A 24,723-nucleotide genomic window follows, 5' to 3' on the forward strand; every position below is an offset into this window, starting at 1 on the left:
GGAAAACGGATAACTGTCAGATCAAGTCTGAGCTAGTACAGTTTGAAGTTAGACTAAATAATAAACACATTAATAGCAAAATAACGTCTTCAAGTTTTTCAAAATTGCCTGTTGTATTTAGCTTAGGTAGAAAGAGTAGTTTTATTTCTCAGCTTCAAGCTCAATATCTCTGAAGTAACTCATTCTAAAAACCACTCTTTTATGCTTTTATCCCTTAAATCCGCCTTTTATCATTTAAAAAGGCGTGAAATGTGTAAACGTATTAGATTGCGTTGAATTGATATGAATAAGCATGAAGATGATAAAAATGAAAAAGTTACTTCCTTTAGCCTTTTTAAGTAGTGCTGTATGTGCCAGCGAGCCTTTTAATTTAGGCGAGTTTGCTAATGGTAAACTTAAATTTGGTTCTGCAAATACGGTATTTGTTGCAGGCAATGAAAAAAAGGCGGCGCTGCAAAAAATAAGTTTAACAGATAACCAAGTTACCCAACTGCAATTACCTGAAAACCCCATTATGTATTCAACGGGATATTTGGTAGCAGAGCAAAGCCCTCAGGCGTTTGTGTTAACAGAGCAAGGCATTTATCATGTAACTGATAAGGCGCAAAACTTAATTATTACAGCGTCTTCAGTATTTACTCAAAATTCAGTGGAACAGTTTGAATCATTTTCGTTTACCCTTGACGTGAATAACGATGGCCTTACTGATTTTTATTTACCCGGAATTGAAAGCCAATCACTTTATATTCAGCAAAAAGATGGGCGCTTTTTGCTTACAAGCCTACCATTAAAGGCTGAAACCACCGCAAAGTTTAATAATGGTCATTTAACCATAAGTAACCGGTTGCCTAAAATGCCGATATTGCTTGATCTAAATAATGATTCAATACGTGATCTGGTGTTTTTTGATAAAACTGCAATTACGTTTTTCTCCGTAACAATCGATGGCGTAAGCTCCAGCGTGAAAAGGTTTACTTCGTTTGATGTATTGCACAACGAAAGTAAGCAGCAACTTACTAAATTTGAAGATTTAAATGGTGATGGTTTTGCGGATATTTATACCAAAGAGAGCCTAGCAGATAATGCGCAAGGTGAAGTCGACTTTGATACTAAATTTATCCACCGTATTTATTTTGCAAAACCTGCAAACAATGAGCAATTGTTTACTACAAACCCAGATATTAAATTAACGCTGGAGGGGGCAAGTGCAATATCAAATATCAGTGATTTTAATGGCGATGGCGTTGCCGATTTAGCCTTAACCTCTATTGATATTGGCTTTACCGATATTCTTTCAATGGCGAGTGCCGCGATGAATAACGAAGAGTTTGAACTTGATACTGAAGTGGCGATTTATAAGGGAACTGGCAGCAATCAATTTGCCAAAAAAGCATCTGCGAGCAAAGACTTTGATATTGCTATAAAACTAAATGAATCAAACAGTGAAAGTGGCAAAGGCGTATTTTTAAAAGATTTTAACGGTGATGGCCAAACAGACTTAATGGTTAAAACAGATAACGATGAGTTAAGTATTTATCTTGGCGACAAAAAACGCGTACTGAGTCGCAAAGCGGTTTACATTGAACGCCCGCTACCCAAGTCAATTCAGAATATATACAGCACCGATTTTAACCAAGATGGCAAAGAAGATATCGTGCTAAAAATGAAAGATAAACAAGGCAACTACCGCATAGAAGTGCAAGAAGTTAAATCTGCCAAGTTGTAATGTGTTGTGTAGAAATAAATAAGCGTCCATTTCCAATTGAAATGGGCGCTTTTTCATTATTTTGTTAAGTGTGCTTTGCGAAAATAAATTCGCTTACAAGCATTAACCGCAATTAAATACTAAATGCAGTTGATATGGGTCACCGAGGGCATCACCGGCAATATCGCCACCAATACTAAGAGCTGCGCCCGCATCATCTACATGGCTTCTGCCAAAAATCCACATAGCAGTACCTGCAGCTTCAACGGCATCAGCGATATTGCGTTTAGTTAAATAGTCTTGTTCACTCATATTGCCAATGTAATCAACTTTTTCAGAAACCACATAAGGCTTCGACTTTGATTCGTTACAGTACGATTTTGCTTGCTTAAATGCCTGTTTTGAAACTTCTGTTTTGGTTTCGCCATACAAGTCAACGTAATGGTTGCCGTCACTGCTTGGGCGTACGTTTTGGTGGTGAGCACATGCGGTTAGTAATAGCGCTGCTGCTAGGGTTGTAGTCTTAGTTAAAAATGTCATGTTGAGCCTATAAATAAAGTAACTATAGGTGTAATTATTACGGATGATTATTGCGAAAAATGTAAGTAAGTGTTGGGTATTTGTTGGCAAGTTAAAACACTTTTTAACCGCAATAAAAATATTTAAAAAAAGTAATGTAAACACTTGTGCTTTACATATTTTTCGCTAGTATTGCGGCGAATTAATTGACTTATTTTTAATCAAGAGGACAGCAATGAGTAAAACTAAAAAAATGCATCACGATCATGGCCGTGGTGAGATAAAAGACAACGCAATTAAAGCGTTAGTGACAAGCGTGTTATTTAAAAGCAAAGTTGAAAAGGCGAAAAAAGGTAAGGGTAGCTACCAGCGTAACAACAAGCATAAAGGGCGAGAGTCTTACCTTAAAGCAGCCTAAGCTTTAAGATAAGGCTTTTGCCTTTAGGTACGTAAAATTTATACAGTAAATACTTAATAGGCGGTAACGCCGCTTAAACGTCATCGCGTTGGCGCACATTAGCTAATTCTATCAATGCCTTACAATTTTCTTGGCTTGAGCTTTTTTAAATAGCATCGATATGTTTATTTTATTGGTGCTATTTTAGAAATAACTTCCAGTTCATTGCTCAAACCTAACATTAGATTTTTACTTTGTTAAAACTTGTCTGAAATTGTACTTGCAATACTACACTTGCTCACAAAGCTAAACGCTATCTTACAAGGCAGAATGCTAAGCTTTCCGAAAATTTTTACTCAGATTTACGGATTACTATATGAAGCGTTTTATCCCTTCTGTCATTGCCGCAGCAATTATTTTATCGGGCTGTGGTGGCTCTTCTTCATCAAATTCAGTTGATAACACCTCTTTGGAAGTGCATGCGATTAAGCCCGCAGATGTAGCGAGCTACATTGAAAATTATACCCAGTTAGCAGCGCAGCTAAATGTACAAATTGATGGCCATAACTCAGCTATCGAAATGCTCGACTTTGATATGGATGAAGGGGTTATTTACATTCGCTATGATCTTGGCGTGATTGTGTTGGGATTTGATTTTGAAGGTGAAAAACCAAAGCAAGAAGTTGCAGTGATCACCAATCAAAACACCGAGCAAGCCTTGCTTGGCGAGAATTTACAGCTAAGCGAGCAGAACGAAAACTTCGTTCTAGAAGGTCAGCTTGTTGACAACACATCGGGTAATTTACACACGTTTAATATGACGTTCAACGAAAGCTTAATCTCAGGTGGCAACAGCCAACTTGTGGTAAAGGACACCGCTGCGGAGCTATCGGGTACATTGGGCAGCAAAACCTATATTCAGTTTCGTGATTTAGCGCTTGATCACCCAAGTGTAAATCGCATTATCTTTAAAAGTGTTGATGGTTCTGTGAATGATGATATCAATATGCACACAGGCAGACTAATTCATCAAGCACAATACACAACGGTAATGCCAGCCGATGGCGAAGCGTATTCTGGCGGCGTTGACTTATATGCCGCAGGCATTAAAAAAGAGTATCAAGTAGGGGGCAAATTGGGTGTACATGCCTGGTGTTGTGAAGGTGATAAAGATGCTGGCCAACTTAGCAAGTCACATAGTGCACATGGTGCTCAATTGACTTATTTCCGCGAAATATTAGGGCAGGAACTCGGCCCTGAATTTTACTTTTTTACTATTAACGCAGCACCTGCTGACGATATTTATTTGATGACGCAAGCTGAAATAAACAAATACTTTTTTTAATTTTTAGCGGTTAGCCATGCTTTTTGGTGAAACCGCAATGCGCTAAAGTGTTAAGTATTTGCTTTCATGCTTAACACTTTACTATTGCTGTACACCACACCTACACCTTCCTTTTGTTATCGCGCCTTTCTAATTAAATTGCTTATATTTCAGATTCTTATTATTAGAATTTGAATGCTTCTTTGCCGTGCAAACGATAAGACATAAATCTTCAAAATTAAATCTAAATAAAAATTATTATTGATATCATTAATTTTATCTGTATTATGCACGTCGCCCTTTCTCAATAATGCTTAAATAATCATCAAGAGATGTAACTAATGATCAATTTAATCAAACCAAGCGTAATCGCGCTGGCTGTAGCGGCGCAATTGCCAGCCGTAGCAGATGACATAATCCCAGAAAAAAACATAGAGCACATCGTAGTTACTGCGACCGGTTTTGAACAAAAAGTAGTTGAAGCACCAGCAAGTATTTCAATCATTACTAACGAAGATATTAAAGCGCATTCTTTCACATCGATTCTTGATGCTGTGCAATATTTAGAAGGTATTGATATTGGCACAACCCGTGATAAAACAGGTCAGGGCAGCGTAAGCATGCGTGGTCTTACTGGTGAATATACGCTGTTATTAATTGATGGCAAACGTCAAAACAACCACGGCGATATTTACCCAAATAATTTTGGTGGTAACGCGTTTAACCACGTGCCGCCGGTTGATGCGATTGAGCGTGTTGAAGTGATCCGTGGTCCTGCATCAACGCTGTATGGTGCAGATGCACTTGGTGGTGTAATCAATATCATCACGAAAAAACACACCGAGAATTGGAGCGGTGCGGTGTCATTTAGCCGTTCAATTCAACAAGACGATGATTTTGGCGACGACATTACAACCGATTTTAATATTATCGGCCCATTAATCAAAAATGTACTTACGCTTGGCGTACGCGGCAGCGTTTACGAACAAACTGCATCTTCACCGACCTTTGAGCCTGCAACCGATCCAAACGGTGAAGTGCATGTACGTTCATTAGGGTTTGGTAGCGGCGGCCGCACTGTAGATAACACCAATGAGCAGTTTGGTTTTACGCTAAACTACACGCCGTTTGATGATCATCACATTAGCTTTGATTACGATAATTCAAGCCAAGTGTACGACAACACTCCAAGCTACAATATTGAGTCAGGCGAAATTACCTATCCGTTAGGTACCAAAGATAATATTGAGTCAATTTGGCAAACACGTCGCGGCAAAGTAAACCCGCGTGCAGGCTATGCAGCGGATCAAAAATTTGATCGCCAATGGTGGTCACTTGGTTACGATGGTGACTTAGAGTGGGCATCGGTTAAAGCCTCAGTTTCATATGTTGATACGCAAAATAACGGTCGTACGCTGCCACTTAGTGTTGCTGAACGTTTGAAACTTCAAGAAATGTACGATGGTACCGGCGAATATGCAGGTATGGACGAACAGGCACGTAAAGATTTAGCAGAAGAGACTTTCCTACCGCGTCCTAAACGTCCACTAGAAAGTAGCCAGTTTACCTACGACTTGCGCTTTGATATTCCAATCAGTGGTGCACTTGGCGACCATAACTTTGTGGTGGGTGCTCAGCTAATTGACGGTGAGTTAAAAGACGGCGTTTTCGGTCTAGAAAGCAACGAAGCGGGCAAAGTACAAGAACAAAATATGTACTCGGTTTTTGCTGAAGATAACTGGATGATTTTAGACGACTTTACCTTAACCGGTGGTGCGCGTTACGATAATCACGACGTATTTGGCAGCCAAGTATCACCACGTTTATACGGTGTATATAACCTAAGCTCAACATGGACACTAAAAGGTGGTGTTAGCACGGGTTATAAAACGCCACAAACAACCGATTTATACGACGGTATTACGGGTTTTGGTGGCCAAGGTACAAGCCCATTTGCGGGTAACCCTGAACTTGAACCAGAAACCAGCGTAAACTCTGAAATTGCAGTTTACTGGAATTCAGAAGACGCGGCACACAACTTTAACGTTACCTACTACAACACTAAGTTTGAAGACAAGATTGCCCGCGGTGATACTATTTTAAGCTGTGAGCAAACTAACAATGTGCGCCCATGTGTTAACTTAGGTCAGTACGATCAGCTGGGTTATCAAAGCTACAGCCAAAAAATTAATATTGATGAAGTTGATTTGCAAGGTGTTGAAATTGCAGGCCAATACACGCTTTCAAACACGATTTCGTTAACCGGTAACTACACGTGGACCGACAGTGAACAGCAAAGCGGCCCAGAACAAGGTCAACCGCTAACGAATACAGCTGAGCACATGGCTAACCTTACACTAAACTGGGAAGCAACTGATTTTATGGTTGTATATCTACAAGGTGTATACCGTTCAGATCGCTACCGTGGTTGGGATAATGTTCACGATAAAGCCTTGTATTACAAAGACTATAACCTATTTAACTTAGGTGCGCAGTTTTACGTAAACGAATACGTGCAAATTAACGCACGTGTTAACAACTTATTGGATGAAGACTTTACATCGTATAGCACTAGCTACACAGACCTAAATGGTGACGGCGAGTACGAGTACTTAACCGGTCGTGGTGTGGTGAGTGAAGTTACATTTACCGATGATTACAATGTAAAAGATAAAGGCCGTAACTTCTGGATTGGTGTTACTGCGTTCTTCTAAACATTAGATTTAGCAAGATTAGTCAATATGACTTTACAAGGAGCAGCCTAGGTTGCTCCTTTTTATTTTGTTTTTTAGTCGCATAGCGCTTTTCAAGCCATAGGGTAATTCTGTAGTCTTAGCAGGTCTATTCTTTAAAGGAGTTTCGCGATGTTGCGAACTATTTTATCTGTAAGCTTGGGGGTTGCTCTAAGCGCGGGTGCTTACGCCAATGAGGTAATGACACCTGAAAAACTTTGGCAATTAAAGCGTGTAAGCGCGCTTGGTTTAAACAAAGAAAAAACCCACGTTATTTATAAAGTAACAACACCAAGCGTTGAGAAAAACGATTTCAGCAGCAAGGTGTACCAAGTATCGCTTAAAGGCGGTGAGTCACAGCTGCTAGAGGCCTACCAAGGCGTGGTGATTGATAAAAGTATCTCACCAGATGGCAGCAAAAAGTTGTTCCATGAAAAAGTACAACTAGAAGATATTTTAGCGACCGACCGCCATAAAGAACTTGGCAAAGCAAATGCCTATGTATTTGATGACTTAAACTACCGTCATTGGGATACTTGGAAAGACGGCAACTTTAAGCATGTATTCTATCAAGATTTAAAAACCGAAGAAAAAGTCGACATCATGCAGGGCATGCCATTTGAAAGCCCAACCGCACCATTTGGTGGCACGTCGGATTACACTTGGGGTCCAAAAGGTGAAAACATTTACTACGTGAGCAAAAAGCTAACGGGTACTGAATATGTTCAAAGCACCAATACCGATATTTATCGTTACAACCTAGTAAGCAAAAAAACCACTAATCTGACTGAGAAAAACTTAGGTTATGATAAGTACCCAGCGTTTTCACCAAAAGGCCACTTAGCATGGTTACAAATGGACGAAGCGGGTAACGAAGCCGATAAACAAGACATTATTGTACGTGTTAACGACCGCGACTATAACTTAACAGCGCATTGGGATGGCACCGTAAACAGCTTCAAATGGAGTGTTGATGGTAAAACCATTTATTTTGTAGCACCAGTGGGTGGTACTGTGCAGTTATTCCAAGTGTCGGTAAACACTAAAACCAAAGCACAGCCAAAAATTAAACAGCTTACCAACGGCCAATATGATGTAAACGGCATTGTAGCGGTATTAAAAGATAAGCTTGTTGTTACACGTAACAGCATGAACGCCGCGCGTGAAATTTACCGTTTTGATCTTGGTAGCAAAAAGCTTACAGCACTTACCAAAGAAAACGACGCGTTTTACGCTGAGCTTGATTTACCAAATGTTGAAAAGCGCATGGTAAAAACAACTGACGGTAAAGACATGGTGACTTGGGTAATTTACCCACCTAACTTTGATAAGAGCAAAAAGTACCCAACGCTACTTTATTTACAAGGTGGTCCACAGTCTGCGCTTTCTCAGTTCTACTCATTCCGTTGGAACTTCCAAGTAATGGCGTCACAGGGTTACATTGTGGTAGCACCTAACCGCCGTGGTATGCCAGGTCATGGTGAACAATGGAACAAAGATATTAGCAATGATTGGGGCGGTCAGGTAATGGAAGATTACCTTGCAGCGATTGATGATGTAGCAAAAGAGTCTTACGTAGATAACTCACGTATCGGTGCAATTGGTGCAAGTTACGGTGGTTATTCAGCGTTTTATTTAGCGGGCAACCACGAAGGTCGTTTTAAAACCTTTATTGCACACTGTGGTATTTTCGATTTACGCAGCATGTACGGCACAACCGAAGAGCTGTTTTTCGTAAATAACGAACTCGGCGGCGCATATTGGCAAGACAATGCAGCAACGAAGAAAGCATATGGTCAATTCAACCCAATTAACCACATTGAAAAGTGGGATGCACCTATGTTTGTGATCCACGGTGGTAAAGATTACCGCGTTCCACTTGAGCAAGGCATTGCCGCGTTTCAAGCTGCTAAACTACGTGGTTTAAAGAGCCGCTTTATGCTATTCCCTGAAGAAAATCACTGGGTACTTACGCCGCAAAACGGCATTGTTTGGCAGCGTGAATTCTTCAAGTGGTTAGAAGAAACACTGTAAGTTAATTTGCCTTACTCAATTTTGAGTTAGGTAAACTTACAAAAAAGGCCTTATTGAAGAACATCAATAAGGCCTTTTTTATGCCTTTTAAAATTCACTCGACTCACTGATTAACATTCGCTATCTTGCTAATATAATTATAAAAATATTCTATTAATGTATGGCAAGCAGTCCCACGCAGTTTAATGCCGCGATTATCAGTAAAGTGGCACAATATGTTTATGATCATAGTGATAAAGCAATCAATGTTGAAGCGCTTGCCGATTATGCTGGTTTTTCAAAATATCATTTCAATCGCATGTTTTTTGCCGCAACGGGGTTTCAGCTCGGTGAGTTTATAAAAAGGCAAAAGCTTGAAAAAGCGATGTTTTTATTAAAAAGCGGAAAAGAGAACATATTAGAAGTCGCAATGTGTGTTGGCTATGATTCGCCGTCATCCTTTACCCGTGCGTTTAAAAACAATTTTGCGTGCACCCCAACTGATATTCAAAATGGTAAATCACCGCTAAATGAACGCGCTGGCACTTTACCACCAAAAAAATTAGCTGAAGCGTTTAAACTTGAACCAATATGGCGCGAATTACCAGAAACCACCGTGCTTGGTTTTTACGGTACTGGCTTTAATGAGCAATCGTTTTCAAAGGTGGCAGGGCAGCTGTATAAGCGCTTAAGCGAACTTGCCGCACCGCTTGATTTTAGTGAGCTTCAACCTATTGGTGTAGCAATTGATAACCCTTGGGTAGGCGAGCAAACACAAAGCCAATTTTTTGCAGGACTTTTAAAAGGGTTAGCTCAACAGCAGCAATTAGAGCATTACACGCTGCAAGGTGGGCGCTACGCTTGTTTTAGCCATCAAGGGCCGCACAATACAATGTGGCAAACCATATCTCAGGTATATGCTCATTGGGTGTTGCCTAATCAAATCCGATTGAAAGATCAGCATATTGTGCAGCGCTATTTAAACAACCCAGCAGATACAGATGCTGAAAAACTGATTACTGAGCTTTATTTTGCGGTGGAAAGCGATGCTATTTAAAGTGAGATTACATTTGCAAATCGCACTTTCTGCACAGACACGCGACAACCTCATTGGTTAAAGTAAAATCATCTTAGCTTAATGGAACAACCTTAAATGAAGCCAATCCGATTTTTGTTACTTGTTATCGTGTTAATTTTCACAAATAACGCAATGAGCGCGCAAGGAAATGAAGTAGTCGCCCAAAATACTTTGCAATCGAACGATCTCGATTTTTTTAATAAACAAACTAATCAGCCTGTAAAGGTGAAGCTGTGGTACTTGGCAGGCGATGCTAACTGTGGCGCAACAGTGTGTTTAACGGGTTCGCAAAATAAGCGAAAAGTTGCGTTAATTTCCCACGGTGCATTTGGCTCACCCATTGAAATGAATTGGTTAGGTTATGCCTTAGCATCACAAGGCTGGCTGGTGGTAGGCGTTGCTCACTATGGAGAATCTTGGGTGTACGGTAAAGAAACAATCGACCCAAGTGTACTTGCACGTTTTTGGCAGCGCCCAGAAGAAGTTAGCTTTGCCCTTGAGCAATTAACCAATAAAGGGTTATTTAATCTAAATATCGATACAAATAATGTTTTAATGCTAGGTCACTCCGCCGGAGGCTTTACGGCATTGGCGCTTGCGGGGGCAAAGTTAGAAGCCGGAAAGTCAGAGCGTTACTGCGCTTTAGCTGGGGCTAAAAACGATAAAAGCTGTGCTTATAACAAGCAAAAAGCAACGCCATACACAAACGATAAAATAAACAAAATCAGTGAAGTGCAATCACATATGCTGGATAAGCGCATTAAAGCCGTTATTTCACTTGATCCTGCCCTTGGCCACGCTGTAAATGAAAGCAGTTTAATGGATGTTAAAGTACCGACCTTGGTGATTGGCTCAGTTGAAAATGATTTTTTGCCGTTCAAGCAACATGCACAATATTATGCTGAGCATATTAAAAATGCGGAGCTAGTTGGTATTAAACAAGGCGCAGGGCACTTTATTTACATTAACCAATGCGAACATAACTTTAAGGCGCAAGGTGTGTTGTTATGTAAAGACCGAGAAGGCGTTGACCGTAAAGCGCTTCAACAACAATTGCTTGGCCACGTGTTTTCATTTATTAATCGACATGGCTTAAATGTGTTATAAAGATTAGTGCCCTCCCTAATCCGGACTTAAGTGAGTCGAATTTGAAGCGTATATTTTTCTAAGCCTGATAAGCAGTAGCGCTTTACCAATGCGCTACTTTGCTTAACTCAAATGGAGTTTATGTATCTTGTTTTTTTAACTGGTAATAACCCACATTTTGCACGACCGCAAAAAATAGCTCTGGAATTAAAAAAAGCAAAATAAGCGGGCTTGCGCCAAGGGTCATTGCATAAATATAAAAGATACTGAAAAGTACTCTCGCAAAACCATCATATAAGCCAAGCAATGGACTGGTATGTTTTATTCTAAACAGTGACCATCAATCACAACTGAGCCCAGTAAATGGGCAAACAGTAAATGCTGTATTTGAAAAGCGGGAAATTCTCCTTGAAAGCCAAGTGTTTGGTGCAAACTGGCAAACAAACTGATTACCCAACTGGCAACACCGGGAATGGCAAACGGTGTCGTGATAATTAAATCGTAGTAGGCGCTTCGTGCAACCCATTTATTGTAGTTTTGCATTGTATTTGTGCTCCATATTAAACATCGAGCACAAGTGTACGCTTTGTCCTATAGGGCAAAGTCAACGGTTAATTAACCGCAGCTAGAATTTTCGAGTAGGAGATTAAAGCTTTTTATGTCGTTGAGCTGTTGTTGGCACTTGGCGATTTGTGTTTTTAGCTGCGCTTCACGCTCGCTTAGCGCGGTTAATAATACGTGTTTTGGCAAACCGTAATTAATATTTGCGCCTTGGCATAATTGTTTTATTTGATTAAGTGAAAAACCAAGGGATTGCGCCAAGCGAATTTGCTTTACAGTTTCAATATAGCGTTCGTCATAAACGCGATAACGGCCTTGGCGTTTTGCTTCGGGTAATAACCCTATTGCTTCATAATGACGAATGGTTTTGGTGGTAGTGCCAACCCGTTTGCTAAATTCTCCAATAAACATGCTATCCCTTTTATTACAGCTGCTATCCAAGTATTAAGGCATATTTATACGCTGATTTAAATGAATAAAAAATTAACTTAAGTTTTTCTTAAGCTAGCAGGATTACTCTCAAGCGCGTTGTGTTATTAATGTATTGAGTTGATTAAATGATGCGTAGTGCGTTTTTCTTTGAACAGCGATTAAATTCGCATTTTTCATTTGGCAAACTAAATGGACTCTTTGCCAGCAAAAGTTTTGTTAGATTTGCGGTAGTGCTGTGGTTAACCTTTGCTTGTAATAATGTATTTTTTCAGCAGCTTGGCTCATCTGTGTTGATACCTTCGGTATTTTTATTAATGTTAGTTAACAGCTTAATAGTTTTACTTTTAAGCCCTGGGTACTTGTTTAAACCAATGTTAACTATATTGATTTTCGCAAGTGTCAGCGCTAATTACTTTTCGCACCATTTTGGCACTATGATTGATGCCCACATGCTTCAAAATATGTTTGAAACCAATGTATCTGAAGCGAACGATCTGATTACTTGGCCGTTTGTTCGTCACTTGCTGCTATTTGCTATTTTGCCAAGTCTGCTTGTGTTACTTAATAAGCCTCGTTTACAGCCCATTTTCAAGCGAACACTTCAATACAGCGCGGCATTAACCAGTATTATGATACTGCTTGGCGGATTTGCACTTTTGCAGTATCAATCTTTGTCGGGATATTTTCGCATGCATAAAGAGTTAAGGTATTACGCGACACCATTAAATGTGGTGTCTGCGACAAAACGCTTTGTAAAAGACCGACTTCCTAAAGGCGATGAATCGTTTGTTACTATTGCAAGTGATGTCGAATTTAATGCGTTTTCTAAAAAACCGACAGTATTTATTGTGGTACTAGGTGAAACGGTGCGAGCCGATCATTTAGCGTTAAATGGTTATAGCCGTAATACCAATCCAAAGTTAAGCGCCTTGCCTATTGTTAATTTTAGTCAGATGACAAGTTGCGGAACTGCAACGGCCCACTCAGTGCCATGTATGTTTTCTTGGATGAATAAACAAAATTATGACGAATTTGCGGCAAAACACAGTGAAAACGTGGTCGACATTGTTGCTCGTGCTGGCTTTGATGTGATGTGGCGCGAAAATGACGGCGGCTGCAAAGATGTATGTAATCGGGTCAAGACATTCGATGTAACTAGAAGCGAGCAATGTGAGGATGGCTGCCCTGACAAATTACTTTTTTCATCGCTTAACGAACTTGGTGTTAAGCCACAAAACACTCTTATTGTGCTGCATCAACAAGGCAGCCATGGACCTGCGTATTTTCGCCGAAGTGAAAAAGCAAATAAGCAGTTTTTACCTGAGTGCAAAGACGAGACATTTGCAAACTGCACACCTCAAGAAATCATTAATGCCTACGACAATAGTTTGCTTGAAACAGATTCATTATTAGCCGATTTGATTAACAAATTAAGTTCTCTTAACAATGTTAATGCAGGGCTGTTATATGTTTCGGATCACGGTGAATCACTAGGTGAAAATGGTGTATTTTTGCATGGTTTACCTTATGCGTTTGCGCCAAAAGCACAAACTGAGGTGCCGATGCTGGTTTGGCTTTCTGACTCTTATCAGCAAGAGGCAAAATTTGATTTTAACTGCCTTTCAAATGAGGCTACCAAACCCTCGTCTCATGATGCGTTGTTTGGTAGTTTACTTGGTTTACTTTCTATAAATATACAAACAGAAAAGCCACTGATTGATTTAGTATCAAAGTGTCGTAGCCAACATGTGATGGGGTAAATTGGGATGTTGCGCCGCATCTTTAAAATGCGGCGCAAAAGCTTAGTCTTTATCCACTAAACTCATAATATTATTAGCTAAGTTTCCTGATGGGAACTCTTCTTCATTGGCAAGCACGGCAACAAAGTAACTACTGTCTTCTGAGCGCAAAATATAGCTTACAAAGCCATCAATACCGCCACCATGTTGATAGAACTTTTCATTGTGACGGTTAGTACTTACATTCCAGCCAAGGGCATAACCATTTAACCCTACAGTGTACATTTTTTGCGTTGATTCTTCTGAAATGAGTGCGCGGTTGGTAACACCTTGATGCCATTTATATAAATCTTCCACTGTTGATACTAATGCGCCTGCGGCATAAGGCACCGTCATTGAAATACCGCCAACAGGCTTATTGTTGCTGTAGCCTTGTGCAAATTTATCGTAGCCAATTTTGTCTTTGCCATAACTACTATTAGTCATACCAAGCTTTTGAAAAATCTCTTGTTCAATAAACGCTGCATACGACAGACCACTCACTTGTTCAATTATATAACCTGCAATCACGTAGTTTGAGTTAGAGTATTTAAACTTGCTACCCGGTGTAAATTCGAGCGGTGTATCTTTAAATTTTTCAATTAATTGAAGCGGGGTTAGCGAGGTATTTTTGTAAGATGAAAAGTTTCCCATCTCGGTATAGTTTTTAATGCCGCTGGTCATATTGAGCAGATGTGTCAGTGTAATCTTCTCACCATCTGGATAGTCATTTAGGTACATGGCAACAGTATCAGTCAGCGCTAGCTGGCCACGTTCTTCTAATATCAACATTGCCATTGCGGTAAATTGTTTTGTAACTGAGCCAATACGAAAAACTGTATCGAAACTGTTTTCAATTTTGTTTGAGCGCTCGGCGTAATCGTAGCCGCGGCTCAGCAAAATTTGTCCATCTTTTGCTACTAACACTGCGCCAGAAAAGTCTTGGCTTGCAACGTATTCAGCGATAGTTTGCCCATCGCTAGGTTTCGAAACTTCGATTTCTTTATCGCTTGAACAGGCAACAAGGGTAAGCGACACAACAGTAAATATTAGAGTTTTAAAAAGCGGTTTGGTGGTTAACATCCTAGTTTACTCAATTTGTAATAATTGCATTTAGCGTAACAGTGATTTTTACTCAGAGCTTTGAGGGATTTGTTTGAAAATGTTGGTAAGAATTAACAATTAGACATTATTTGTAGTGAAATGAACGTTACATCGGTTTAATAATACAAAGGCTTTGAATTGAGCTTAGTTTTTAAGCGAACGATCATTATAAGTTGCAAATCGAACTAAGAATCGTTTTCAATTGCGCTGTTGCGTGCTAGCATACGCACCTTTTAAATTCTGTCGAGCATATTGTGGAACGGTATTATTCAGAGGTTTTGGGCTATATTGCGCGTTCTGTTGGCTGTAAAGATAAAGCGCAAAACATAGTGCAAGAAGCGTATACCCGTCTATTAAGTCATAATCAAAACTATCCTCAACAAGATAAAACACATGCGCGCGCGTTATTTTTTAGAGCCGCGAAAAACATTGTGATAGACCAATATCGCAACAGTAAAAGTGTTGCGCAGCCAGATGAGGTTGAGCTTGTCGCCCCCGCTAATTTTGAGCCTGAAACTGTGGTAACAGCGCAGCAACAGCTTGCAGTACTACAGCGCTGCATCGATGCTTTACCGCTTAAAACAAAACAAGCTTTTGTTTTATATAAATTTAAAAACTTAACGCAGCCACAAATTGCTGAGCAGATGGAAATTTCTGTAAGCATGGTGGAAAAACACCTAGCAACTGCCATGTTAGCGTGTCGTGATGCACTAAAAAAATAATAAGAGAAACTGCAGAATGAACCGTCAAACACTCGCAATACAAGCGCAAGCTAACAAATACATTGAACTCGAAAAATTGGGTTTTAATGCAGACCAGCGTGCAGAATTTAAAGATTGGCTTAATGCATGTGAAGCGCATCAAACCGTTTATCAAGAAAGCAAACACGTTGATGCGCTGCTAGCGCAATTTAACGAAAGTGAGCTTACGACTGAAAGCACAGTACCAACACTGTTAAAGCCACAAAGCGAAAATACACGTACTACTGAAAGCACCGTTTGGCTCAAAAACTACCGTGCCATTGCCGCGTGTTGTGCGCTTTTTATGATAAGCGTACTGAGTTATCACTTTGTGGCAAATATGTTTTCGCAGCAACCCTTTGTTGCCGAATATCAATCAACACGCGGTGAATTGCTCGAATACACCTTGCCTGATAATTCACATATCACCTTAGATGCAAAAACACAGTTGTCGCTGGCGTTTAATGACAAGCAGAGACTTTCACAGCTAACCTCTGGGCGGGTGCTATTCGATGTTGAAAGTGATAAAGCACGGCCGTTTGTTGTTAATGCGGGCAATACTAAAGTAACCGTACTCGGTACGCGTTTCTCGGTCGATAAAAAAGCAAATCAGGTTCATGTTGCGGTGGCACAAGGCAAAGTGGCAGTGCAAATGGGGGAACATAATGTGGTGCTTAGTCAGGGCGAAGTTGCACTCATTAATGACAACACCATAAAGCGTGACACTATGGCACATGCCAATGTTGGGGCGTGGCAACAAGGACGTTTGGTGTTTAATAATGAGCCTTTGGTAAATGCCTTACACACATTTAAGCGTTATCACAATCGCGACGTTATTTTTACTGATGCACACGCTGAGCAGTTACGTTTATCTGGCATTTTTTCAGCATCTGAGCTGGACGGCTTTGTTAATATGCTGCCACACGCCTTAGCAGTTGAGGCTAAAATTATTAATAATCAAATAGTTATTAGCTCTAAAAAATAAATGCAAAAAAACAGTATTTTTTATTGAGGGATTCTCATTCTCATTCGTTTTAATAACTAAGAAAATTAAATACGGATGACACAATGAGTACTTACTCGCCAATCAAAACTAAACTGACGCCGCTTGCATTTGCACTTGGGATTAGCATTTCGTTGCCAACCATGGCAAGTAGCAGCGCGTCAGTTTACCAATTTAACCTTGCTGAGCAGCCACTTGTTTACACCCTTACCACTTTGGCTGAAAAAGCGAATATGAATTTGATTGCCGACGCTAAGTTGCTTAAGGGATTAACAGCGCCAGCGCTTGCTGGCGAACTGAGCTTGCTTAACGCACTTGAAATTACTTTGGCACAAAGCCAGTTAAGCGCACATATTGTGAATAACAATATTGTGATTAAAACAACTGCTGATACTTTACAACCTAAAAGCGATCTAAAAAGTCAAAAAGCAAAGGCCGAACCAAGCAAAGCCAATATGGAAGTGATCACGGTAACGGGCAATAAGCTGCAAATGCACCGCAGTGAAATTGAGCGCTCAAGTGGTCTGTCTAACTCAGATATTTTCTCAACTTTCTCAGGCATTGAAGCGAATAACATTCGTAACGAAGCGGGCGCGTTAGATATTGGTATTCGCGGTGTTCACGGCGAAGGGCGCGTACCAATTTTTATTGATGGCAGCTTGCAATCAACCCATACCAACCGTGGTTATATGGGCTCAGCTGATCGCAGTTATATCGATTCAGATTTAATCAGCACTATAGATATTGAAAAAGGATCGTCAAGTAAAGCATCACCATATAGCTCAGGTGCCATTGGCGGTACAGTGAATATTCGCACTTTAGGTGTGCATGATATTTTAAAAAGTGGCGAAACATTTGGCGCGTTAGTTAAGTTAAAAACTCACAACAACAATAAAACGCCTAAAGTGCCAGAGAGCTTTGGCTTGCAAAACTATTACGAAGTAACCAATGGCATTGATACGCTCGATTTTAACGGCGGTGGTGTATCACTTTCCGGTGCATTTAAAGGCGATAAATTACAAGCCGTCGTAGCTTATAGCAAAAAGGAAGTTGGCAACTACTTTGCGGGTAAAAACGGCTTTGAAGAATTTGTAGAAGTAAAAGAATACATTCGCTGGGTGCCATCAAAAGAAGACCCGACAAAATATGTTGATGAGCCTTATGATTTCTTTATTCCGCCTCCGGTTAATAAAAATGGTGAAGTGGTTAATACCAGCTTTGAAAGCGACTCTTATTTAGCAAAGTTTACGTATGATTTTACCAAAGAGCACTCACTGGAAGTTAATACGCGTTTGCATCAGCAAGTGGCAGGCGAAATGCTTGCATCGTATTGGTATAAGCAGCGCGCAGGCGATACCAAATTCTGGAAAGAAGTTGACGAACATGGTCAAGAGCAGTGGATGTCTGAAGAAATCCCTGAGGGTGTTGAAACCATGCCACAATGGCAACCAGGTACAGCCAAAGTAAATAGTGCCAGTGCTTTGTACCATTATTTACCGAGCGATAATACGTATTTGGATGTCACGGTAAACGTATGGCGCACCAGTGCGAATCTTCAGCAGTACAACGCACTTGGCAGTAATTTAGGGCAAAATGCAGGGCAGTATTTTCACCGTTACAACAATACCCGGATTGGTGCAAGCGTACTTAACGCCTCATACATTACAGTTGCTAACAAGCCAATTGTGCTCACTTATGGTTTGTCGTGGCAAGAAGAGAAGTTGGCGCCCCATAAAGATTGGTTAGATAACTTCAAAAAAGACTGGCTACCGGAAGATCATAAGTACAAGGCAACATCGCGCCACGGCAAGCAAGTTAAGCGCGCGCTATTTACCAATGCGCAAATCGACTTAGCACCTGTTGAGCTTACTTTAAATATTAACCATCACGATTCAATTAATGATGATTATCAAACGGGCGAAACCCTAACGTTCGATGCAAAAACCGATACAACGCTGCAGGCGCGGGTCAATGTGTTTAGTAACACAAGCGTAAAAGCTAAATACAGTAATGCGTACCGTATGCCAAATCTTTATGAGTCAACGGTATCAAACGAGGTGTTTTCCTACTCGCCAGATTACCCAATTAAAGCTGAAAACACCCAATCTTATGATCTTGGTATCGAAAGCGAATTTAGCGATGTGCTGTTTAAAGGCGATCAGTTAGTGCTTTCAGCCGAGTATTTTTACACTAACATCAAAGACATGTTAGCAACGGGCTTTTTACCGAGCAAAAAACCAGATGCGCAGTCGTGGGATCAAACTTTTTCATTCACCAACTACGACTCATTTGAATTACCGGGTACCGAGCTTGGCTTTAACTACCAAAGTGATTGGCTTTACGGCAAGTTTAGCTACACCAAATACGCCAATGTTGAAATGTGCTCAAGCCTAATTGCTAACGCAGAAGGGGTTGATAAATGCAACGATACTGGGTTTTCGGGCAGTTTAACACCGCTCAGAATTCCTGCCGATAAAAACTATATTGCGAATGTCGGCACCAGCTTGTTAGACGATACTCTTGATTTAGGGTTTACCTATAAAAAGCATTCTGACAAACACCATCCAGGAGGCTTTTTAGCAGGGTCTGCGGTAAATACATTGGAATATATTCCATCAGGTTACCAGCTCGATTTCTACCTAAGCTATGCAATTAGCGACAGCATAAAAAGCAATTTATCCGTTACCAACTTAACGGATCAATACAAGGTATCAACGGGTTCAATTGTGGCTATGCCAGAACCTGGGCAAACCATCACCATTAGCTTAGAAGCAAAGTTATAAACACCTTTTATGCCCAATAGCGCATTGCTGCGCTATTGGATACTTATATTTACTTTTTCGGAGCAGTTATGACCACCGTCACTTCGTCATTTTCGCGTGCACAAAATTTAAAAGCCGCCACCGCAGATGTGCATGATAATGTTGATAAAAGCATTATGGCACACGACCCGTTTGCCAATAATCAAAGCTATTTAGCGTTTTTATCTTTGCAGTATTATTTCTTAAAAGATGTAAGCGCATTGTACGAGCATAGGGAGCTTAGCGAGCTTATTAGCGATTTACCTTCTCGCCGTCGTTTAACCATGCTAGAGCAAGACTTTGCTGATTTGGCAGCTGAGCTGCCACGCGCATTTTTAGCACCTGAAATCAGTGATTCAACTGACTTTGCCACAGCATTAGGCTGGTTATATGTAGTGGAAGGCTCAAAAGTGGGCGCTGCTATGCTGGGTAAACAAGCACAGGCAAAATTACCCGTGAGTGCTGACAATGGTGCGCGTTATTTAGCGGGGCCAGGTGCAGGGCGTGGCAGTGCATGGCGCGAACTGGTAAATGTAATTGATACGATTGAGCTCAATGACGCGCAAGAAAGTGCGCTAATTAATGGCGCACGCCAAGCTTTTAGCCGCTTTCAAACTTTTCAGGCGCACGTTTACTCATGACTTTAAAAGCCGCTTTAGTGACGTATAAAAATAGCCTGTTATTTGTATTGGGATACGTGTTTGTCGCCCTTGGTGTGATTGGCATGGCACTGCCTGTTATGCCAACAACGGTATTTTTTATTCTCGCTTTGGCGTGCTTTACCAGAGCCTCTCCTAAGCTTGCACACAAGCTGCTGCACCATCCGCGTTTTGGTCATACGCTGCAATTATGGCAGCAATATCGTGTTATCCCGTTCAAAGCGAAAATTATGGCATTGCTTGGTATGGCAGTTAGCTTTTGTGTTTTGTTGATACTTTCGCCTGCAACTTGGGTCGCCTGTGTGGTGGGCAGCATCAAGTTGTTGGTGGGCTCGTATATTTTAGCTAAACCATCAAAAGTATTGCTTTAACTAAGCAGTACTTTTGCACTTTTTATAAACGCAAAATTACAAATAAAAATTTAATATCAGTAGGTTAATTTAATTTTTCACGAAAATTCATTTCTTAAGTTTGATTTAAGGTTTGTCTCATAAAGTTACTCTATCGCAAGATGGAGAGCAGTTTTATGTTAAAGCCTAAAGATAATTTCCTCAGTTTTACAGCGTCGTTATTACCTCGCTTTGAGTTAGCGCCACTGGCGCAAGCGTCGCATATTGCACGTTTTATTGAACAAGGCTATGCAGACCGTTACCAAGCAGAAATTAGTGTCACCATGCCACTGCTACTGCAATTACGTTTTGCTGGAAAAACAGCTGCAATCGGTATTCGACGTGCGACAGAGCCACTATTTTTAGAACATTACCTAGATGCACCAATTGAATCTTATGCAAGAGCACATATTGGTGAAATCAATCGTGAGCAAATCGTGGAATACGGTAGCTTATTTAGTAATGGTCGTAATTTATCAACACCACTTTTCATGCTTTCAACCTTGGCGTTAGTGCATCAGAACGTAAAAGCTTTGGCTTTTTGCGCAACGCACAAGGTTGCGAGCATTCTTGAACGCTACGGTTTAAAGCTAATTAAACTGGTAAAAGCAGAGGCAAAACGTCTGCCAAATCAAGGAGAGAACTGGGGGAGTTACTACCGTACAAACCCACATGTGTATTTACTGTCGTTAGAACAGCTAAATCAGGTTATCCGTAATCGCACTAAATATTTGCAGCTTTACCGTTTTTTATCGCCTGCAATTGGCCGTTTAGCAAACAAATTTGAGGCGCGTTTCACATGTTAAATGTTCTTAAAAACCATAATCAAAACAACATTGCAGTGATAACCGATGAGCATTCATTTGATTATTTAACACTCAATGAAAAAATCGAAGTGGTGTGTGATTTTTTGCAAATGGAAGGGGTAGAGCGCATCGCACTGTGTGCTTCAAATTCGCTTGATTGGCTAGTGGTGGACTTGGCGGCAATGAGCAGCAATTTACTGATTGTGCCAGTACCTGATTTTTTTAGTGAAGAGCAAAAGCAGCATGTTATTTACAGCTGCAAAGTGAGCCATGTAATTTCTGAAAAGCCAACAGCAGATAGCAAACCACTAGTAGGAACTGGTTTCTTTATCAATGAAGTCGGTTATCACGGTGATGTTGCCTTACCTGAAGGTACGCAAAAAGTTACTTTTACTTCAGGCTCAACGGGCACTCCTAAAGGCGTGTGTTTAAGCCGCGATAATCAATTAACCGTTGCCAAAAGCTTAATTGATGTAATTGGTCTAAGTAATCCAAAACACTTGAGTTTACTGCCATTTAGCACCTTGTTAGAGAACATAGCTGGGATTTATGCGCCACTGCTTTGTGGTGGTACGGTCAAAATCATCAGTGATAGTAAGCGCGGTTTTTCAGGCAGTCGCTTGGTGGATATGCAAGCATTGCTAACCACAATAGCGCAAAGCGATGCGCATACGCTTAATTTAGTCCCTGAATTATTGAAGGTGTTAGTTGTTGCCTGCAAACAAGGTTGGCAACCACCACAAAGCCTTAAATTTGTCGCGGTTGGCGGTGGCAAAGTAGATAAAGCCTTAATTGCTGCTGCGCGTGAATGTGGTTTACCAGTATGCCAAGGTTACGGGCTTTCAGAAGCAAGTTCTGTGGTTGCATTAAATACCCTTGAAGATAACAGCGATAGTAGTGTGGGTAAGTTATTACCACATGTTTCTGGCACCATTGAAAATGGCGAGTTGGTACTAAAAGGAAATGCTTTTTTAGGCTACTTAGGTGAGCCAAAAAGCTGGTATCAAGACACCGTTCACACAGGCGACCTTGCTGAATTTAAAGGCGATAAACTCTATTTGAATGGGCGCGCTAAAAATCTAATTATCAATAGTTTAGGGCGCAATATTTCACCAGAGTGGCCTGAGTCGTTACTTGATGCTACAGGGCTTTTTTCGCAAGCCGTAGTAATTGGTGACGGTCTATCACAACTCGTTGCACTTTTAATGCCATTGAAAGGGGTTGCGAATGAGCAAATTGCGGCAAGCCTTGCACACATCAACCAAGCATTACCTGATTACGCCAAACTAAATCACTTTATTTTACTTGATGCCCCACTTAGCTATGAGCAAGGCATGCTAACTGAAAATGGCCGTTTTAAACGCCCAGCCATTAACCAAACATTTTTACGACAAGCATCATCGCTTGTTGCTTAAAGCAATTTTAGAAGGAATTGATTATGACCTTTTTCGAGAAATTAATTAGCGAAACAGAAGCCGAAAAAAACTATTTATTATCGGCGCCAATTATTAAGCGTTGTTTTGAAGGCGAAATTGCCCTTGATGATTATGTGGCGTTTTTAGGCCAAGCATTTCACCACGTAAAACACACCGTGCCTTTATTGATGAATTTAGGTGCCAAATTGCCTCATTCACAAGAATGGTTACGCGACGCGGTTGCAGAATATATTGAAGAAGAGCTTGGCCACCAAGAATGGATTTTAAATGACATTGCAGCATGTGGTTTTGATAAAGAAGCGGTGCGTAATAGCACGCCATTGTTTGAAACCGAGCTGATGGTGTCTTACGCCTACGACACCATTAACCGCATTGAACCAGTGGCTTTTTTTGGCATGGTACATGTGCTTGAAGGCACCAGCGTCGCAATTGCAGATTTAGCTGCAGCCACCATTAAAGATAAATTGTCACTGCCAAATAATGCATTTAGCTATTTACGTTCGCACGGATCACTAGACCAAGAACATGTGAAGTTTTTTGAAACGCTTATGAACCGCATTGATGATGAAAAGCAGCAAGATGCCATTATTCATGCAGCAAAACGTTTTTATGTGCTTTATGGCAATATTTTCCGCGCTCTTGATCAAGCTCGCTTGCAACAAGTTGCCTAATTAACCAACACCGCTCGGAGTGTATCTTATGAGTCAGATTAAAAAATTATGTTTACTAACAGGTGCAAGCGGTGGCATTGGTGAAGCAATTGCCAAAACCCTAGCAGCCCGAGGTTACACGTTAGTGATCAGTGGCCGTGATTTAACCAAATTAAATCACCTTAAAAATGCACTGCCGGGCGAGCACTTTTACCAGTTGGCAGATTTAAGCGATAGCGCCAGCCGTTCAAACTTAATGGCATTTGTTAAATCACTTGGCAAACTCGATTTACTGATTAATTGCGCTGGCTTATCGCTGTTTAAACCTTTCACTGACACCCAGCTTGATGAAATTGAGCGTTTATTAAAATTAAACGTCACTGCGGCAATGGCACTTAGCCAAGAAGCGTTAATTGAAGCGGGCGAACACCCACTGACCATTATTAATGTTGGCTCAGCACTTGGTGCAATAGGCCACCCTGGTTACGTTGCTTATTGCACTAGTAAATTCGCCCTTCGTGGCTTTAGCGAAGCGCTTGGCCGTGAATACGCAAACTCTAATAAGCAAATTAAGTACCTTGCGCCACGGGCGACTAATACCGCTATTAATTCAAATGAAGTAGTGCAAATGAACAAGCTACTTGGTAACCAAATGGATGAACCTGAAGTAGTGGCAAGTGCGCTTATCGCATTATTAGACAGCTCAGCAAAACGCAAAACTTTGGGTTGGCCTGAAAAACTGTTTGTGCGCTTAAACGGTGCATTCCCTGAACTGGTTGACAATGCGTTAGCGCGCAAGGTCAAAAAAATTAAATCCTTTTTTACGCAATCTTTGAAGGAAGCTTAATTATGAAAACATCTACTTTACTTGTTGCGGCAACATTTGCGTTTGCAAGTCACTTTTCAGTGGCACAGGCAAGCCAGCCATTTACGACTGAACTACTCAACATTCAGCATAATTGGGCAAACACCAACTATAAGTTGCAAGAAGAGTCGCAGATAAAAGCCTATGAAAACCTCATTAAAGAAACCGAAAACTTAAAAGCAGCTTACTCAGACTCTGCAGAGTCGTGGATTTGGTATGGCATTGTGCAATCGAGCTATGCTGGCGCAAAAGGCGGGTTAGGTGCGTTAACACATGCAAAAAATGCCAAAGCGGCATTTGAAAAAGCGCTCACCATTGATGAGCAAGCATTGAGTGGCTCAGCCTATACCAGTTTGGGTATTTTGTATCATAAAGTACCGGGTTGGCCGATTGCCTTTGGCAGTGATAAAAAAGCCCAATCTCTGCTCGAAACGGCACTTAAAATTAATCCAGAAGGTATTGATCCCAATTACTTTTATGGTGAGTTTATGTATGATGAGAAAGAATACGCAAAAGCGAAAGTTTTTCTCGAAAAAGCATTAAATGCCCCAGCGCGAAGTGAACGCCCTCTGGCGGATGAAGGTCGCAAAGAAGAGATAAATGCGCTATTGGTTAAAGTGAATAAAAAACTGTCAAAAAGATAAT

22 protein-coding genes are annotated in these 24,723 nt (G+C 40.8%); 18 read left to right on the plus strand and 4 right to left on the minus strand.

The features are described from left to right. Positions 1-307 precede the first annotated feature (307 nt). On the plus strand, positions 308-1,726 hold the full coding sequence (locus tag C2M30_RS16480) for an FG-GAP repeat domain-containing protein (RefSeq protein ID WP_158683507.1): 1,419 nt from the start codon (positions 308-310) through the stop codon (positions 1,724-1,726). 102 nt (positions 1,727-1,828) lie between these two features. On the opposite strand, the gene C2M30_RS16485 is transcribed toward C2M30_RS16480, so the two are convergent. Then, on the minus strand, positions 1,829-2,245 hold the full coding sequence (locus C2M30_RS16485; protein ID WP_105172990.1) for a hypothetical protein: 417 nt from the start codon (positions 2,243-2,245) through the stop codon (positions 1,829-1,831). Positions 2,246-2,459: 214 nt separating this feature from the next. On the opposite strand from C2M30_RS16485, the gene C2M30_RS16490 reads away from it, so the two are divergent. The 6 genes from C2M30_RS16490 (at position 2,460) to C2M30_RS16515 (ending at position 10,875) form a co-directional block, all read left to right on the plus strand. Continuing rightward, positions 2,460-2,642 (plus strand): alternative ribosome-rescue factor A, encoded by a 183-nt coding sequence (locus C2M30_RS16490; RefSeq protein ID WP_010558625.1) that lies wholly within the window; start codon positions 2,460-2,462, stop codon positions 2,640-2,642. 355 nt (positions 2,643-2,997) lie between these two features. Beyond that, on the plus strand, positions 2,998-3,966 hold the full coding sequence (locus C2M30_RS16495) for a hypothetical protein (protein WP_105172478.1): 969 nt from the start codon (positions 2,998-3,000) through the stop codon (positions 3,964-3,966). A gap of 320 nt (positions 3,967-4,286) precedes the next feature. Continuing rightward, positions 4,287-6,659 carry a TonB-dependent receptor domain-containing protein gene (locus tag C2M30_RS16500; protein ID WP_105172479.1) on the plus strand — a complete coding sequence of 791 codons (2,373 nt, stop codon included), beginning with the start codon at positions 4,287-4,289 and terminating at the stop codon, positions 6,657-6,659. Between the two features lie 150 nt (positions 6,660-6,809). After that, positions 6,810-8,711, plus strand: a complete 1,902-nt coding sequence (locus C2M30_RS16505) for a S9 family peptidase (protein WP_105172480.1) — start codon at positions 6,810-6,812, stop codon at positions 8,709-8,711. 160 nt (positions 8,712-8,871) lie between these two features. After that, the gene (locus C2M30_RS16510) at positions 8,872-9,747 is read left to right on the plus strand and encodes an AraC family transcriptional regulator (RefSeq protein ID WP_105172481.1); all 876 of its coding nucleotides are present in this window, start codon (positions 8,872-8,874) and stop codon (positions 9,745-9,747) included. A gap of 96 nt (positions 9,748-9,843) precedes the next feature. After that, a complete protein-coding gene (locus tag C2M30_RS16515; RefSeq protein ID WP_234004762.1) occupies positions 9,844-10,875 on the plus strand; it encodes an alpha/beta hydrolase family protein in 1,032 nt (343 codons plus the stop codon). A 300-nt stretch (positions 10,876-11,175) separates the two neighbouring features. On the opposite strand, the gene C2M30_RS16520 is transcribed toward C2M30_RS16515, so the two are convergent. Next, positions 11,176-11,397: a hypothetical protein gene (locus C2M30_RS16520; RefSeq protein WP_105172482.1), complete on the minus strand. Its 222-nt coding sequence runs from the start codon at positions 11,395-11,397 to the stop codon at positions 11,176-11,178. A 72-nt stretch (positions 11,398-11,469) separates the two neighbouring features. Further along, positions 11,470-11,826 (minus strand): MerR family transcriptional regulator, encoded by a 357-nt coding sequence (locus C2M30_RS16525; protein ID WP_105172483.1) that lies wholly within the window; start codon positions 11,824-11,826, stop codon positions 11,470-11,472. 149 nt (positions 11,827-11,975) lie between these two features. On the opposite strand from C2M30_RS16525, the gene C2M30_RS16530 reads away from it, so the two are divergent. Then, positions 11,976-13,607 (plus strand): phosphoethanolamine transferase, encoded by a 1,632-nt coding sequence (locus C2M30_RS16530; protein ID WP_234004800.1) that lies wholly within the window; start codon positions 11,976-11,978, stop codon positions 13,605-13,607. A 42-nt stretch (positions 13,608-13,649) separates the two neighbouring features. Here the strand turns inward: C2M30_RS16530 and C2M30_RS16535 are convergent, their stop codons facing one another. Next, on the minus strand, positions 13,650-14,708 hold the full coding sequence (locus C2M30_RS16535) for a serine hydrolase domain-containing protein (protein WP_105172485.1): 1,059 nt from the start codon (positions 14,706-14,708) through the stop codon (positions 13,650-13,652). A 275-nt stretch (positions 14,709-14,983) separates the two neighbouring features. On the opposite strand from C2M30_RS16535, the gene C2M30_RS16540 reads away from it, so the two are divergent. From C2M30_RS16540 to C2M30_RS16585, 10 genes are all read left to right on the plus strand, one after another. Continuing rightward, complete coding sequence (locus tag C2M30_RS16540; RefSeq protein WP_105172486.1) at positions 14,984-15,451, plus strand: RNA polymerase sigma factor; 468 nt, start codon at positions 14,984-14,986, stop codon at positions 15,449-15,451. Positions 15,452-15,467: 16 nt separating this feature from the next. Further along, positions 15,468-16,454 (plus strand): FecR family protein, encoded by a 987-nt coding sequence (locus C2M30_RS16545; RefSeq protein WP_105172487.1) that lies wholly within the window; start codon positions 15,468-15,470, stop codon positions 16,452-16,454. 83 nt (positions 16,455-16,537) lie between these two features. After that, positions 16,538-19,255 (plus strand): TonB-dependent receptor, encoded by a 2,718-nt coding sequence (locus C2M30_RS16550; protein WP_105172488.1) that lies wholly within the window; start codon positions 16,538-16,540, stop codon positions 19,253-19,255. 68 nt (positions 19,256-19,323) lie between these two features. After that, positions 19,324-19,914, plus strand: coding sequence for a biliverdin-producing heme oxygenase (locus C2M30_RS16555; RefSeq protein WP_105172489.1), 591 nt, complete (start codon positions 19,324-19,326; stop codon positions 19,912-19,914). Further along, positions 19,911-20,303, plus strand: coding sequence for a YbaN family protein (locus C2M30_RS16560; protein ID WP_105172490.1), 393 nt, complete (start codon positions 19,911-19,913; stop codon positions 20,301-20,303). The genes C2M30_RS16555 and C2M30_RS16560 overlap by 4 nt, the downstream gene beginning before the upstream one ends. Positions 20,304-20,458: 155 nt before the next feature. Further along, entirely contained in the window at positions 20,459-21,127 is a 669-nt protein-coding gene (locus C2M30_RS16565) for a thermostable hemolysin (RefSeq protein ID WP_158683509.1), read from the plus strand. Next, positions 21,121-22,542, plus strand: a complete 1,422-nt coding sequence (locus C2M30_RS16570; protein ID WP_105172492.1) for an AMP-binding protein — start codon at positions 21,121-21,123, stop codon at positions 22,540-22,542. The genes C2M30_RS16565 and C2M30_RS16570 overlap by 7 nt, the downstream gene beginning before the upstream one ends. 23 nt (positions 22,543-22,565) lie before the next feature. Further along, positions 22,566-23,234 carry a TenA family transcriptional regulator gene (locus C2M30_RS16575; RefSeq protein WP_199775901.1) on the plus strand — a complete coding sequence of 223 codons (669 nt, stop codon included), beginning with the start codon at positions 22,566-22,568 and terminating at the stop codon, positions 23,232-23,234. Between the two features lie 28 nt (positions 23,235-23,262). Continuing rightward, the gene (locus C2M30_RS16580; protein WP_105172493.1) at positions 23,263-24,060 is read left to right on the plus strand and encodes an SDR family oxidoreductase; all 798 of its coding nucleotides are present in this window, start codon (positions 23,263-23,265) and stop codon (positions 24,058-24,060) included. A 2-nt stretch (positions 24,061-24,062) separates the two neighbouring features. Beyond that, complete coding sequence (locus tag C2M30_RS16585) at positions 24,063-24,722, plus strand: tetratricopeptide repeat protein (protein WP_105172494.1); 660 nt, start codon at positions 24,063-24,065, stop codon at positions 24,720-24,722. The last annotated feature ends 1 nt before the right edge of the window (position 24,723 follow it).

Source organism: Pseudoalteromonas sp. T1lg24 (assembly GCF_002964745.1).
In the GTDB taxonomy this organism is placed as follows: Bacteria; Pseudomonadota; Gammaproteobacteria; order Enterobacterales; family Alteromonadaceae; genus Pseudoalteromonas; species Pseudoalteromonas spongiae.

Coding starts and splice junctions, on each gene's coding strand:
- C2M30_RS16525 (WP_105172483.1), bottom strand. CDS start 11,826: ATGTTTATTGGAGAATTTAGCAAACGGGTTGGCACTACCACCAAAACC.
- C2M30_RS16585 (WP_105172494.1), top strand. CDS start 24,063: ATGAAAACATCTACTTTACTTGTTGCGGCAACATTTGCGTTTGCAAGT.
- C2M30_RS16515 (WP_234004762.1), top strand. CDS start 9,844: ATGAAGCCAATCCGATTTTTGTTACTTGTTATCGTGTTAATTTTCACA.
- C2M30_RS16545 (WP_105172487.1), top strand. CDS start 15,468: ATGAACCGTCAAACACTCGCAATACAAGCGCAAGCTAACAAATACATT.
- C2M30_RS16530 (WP_234004800.1), top strand. CDS start 11,976: ATGCGTAGTGCGTTTTTCTTTGAACAGCGATTAAATTCGCATTTTTCA.
- C2M30_RS16500 (WP_105172479.1), top strand. CDS start 4,287: ATGATCAATTTAATCAAACCAAGCGTAATCGCGCTGGCTGTAGCGGCG.
- C2M30_RS16505 (WP_105172480.1), top strand. CDS start 6,810: ATGTTGCGAACTATTTTATCTGTAAGCTTGGGGGTTGCTCTAAGCGCG.
- C2M30_RS16480 (WP_158683507.1), top strand. CDS start 308: ATGAAAAAGTTACTTCCTTTAGCCTTTTTAAGTAGTGCTGTATGTGCC.
- C2M30_RS16520 (WP_105172482.1), bottom strand. CDS start 11,397: ATGCAAAACTACAATAAATGGGTTGCACGAAGCGCCTACTACGATTTA.
- C2M30_RS16560 (WP_105172490.1), top strand. CDS start 19,911: ATGACTTTAAAAGCCGCTTTAGTGACGTATAAAAATAGCCTGTTATTT.
- C2M30_RS16580 (WP_105172493.1), top strand. CDS start 23,263: ATGAGTCAGATTAAAAAATTATGTTTACTAACAGGTGCAAGCGGTGGC.
- C2M30_RS16570 (WP_105172492.1), top strand. CDS start 21,121: ATGTTAAATGTTCTTAAAAACCATAATCAAAACAACATTGCAGTGATA.
- C2M30_RS16490 (WP_010558625.1), top strand. CDS start 2,460: ATGAGTAAAACTAAAAAAATGCATCACGATCATGGCCGTGGTGAGATA.
- C2M30_RS16550 (WP_105172488.1), top strand. CDS start 16,538: ATGAGTACTTACTCGCCAATCAAAACTAAACTGACGCCGCTTGCATTT.
- C2M30_RS16555 (WP_105172489.1), top strand. CDS start 19,324: ATGACCACCGTCACTTCGTCATTTTCGCGTGCACAAAATTTAAAAGCC.
- C2M30_RS16495 (WP_105172478.1), top strand. CDS start 2,998: ATGAAGCGTTTTATCCCTTCTGTCATTGCCGCAGCAATTATTTTATCG.
- C2M30_RS16510 (WP_105172481.1), top strand. CDS start 8,872: ATGGCAAGCAGTCCCACGCAGTTTAATGCCGCGATTATCAGTAAAGTG.
- C2M30_RS16575 (WP_199775901.1), top strand. CDS start 22,566: ATGACCTTTTTCGAGAAATTAATTAGCGAAACAGAAGCCGAAAAAAAC.
- C2M30_RS16535 (WP_105172485.1), bottom strand. CDS start 14,708: ATGTTAACCACCAAACCGCTTTTTAAAACTCTAATATTTACTGTTGTG.
- C2M30_RS16485 (WP_105172990.1), bottom strand. CDS start 2,245: ATGACATTTTTAACTAAGACTACAACCCTAGCAGCAGCGCTATTACTA.
- C2M30_RS16565 (WP_158683509.1), top strand. CDS start 20,459: ATGTTAAAGCCTAAAGATAATTTCCTCAGTTTTACAGCGTCGTTATTA.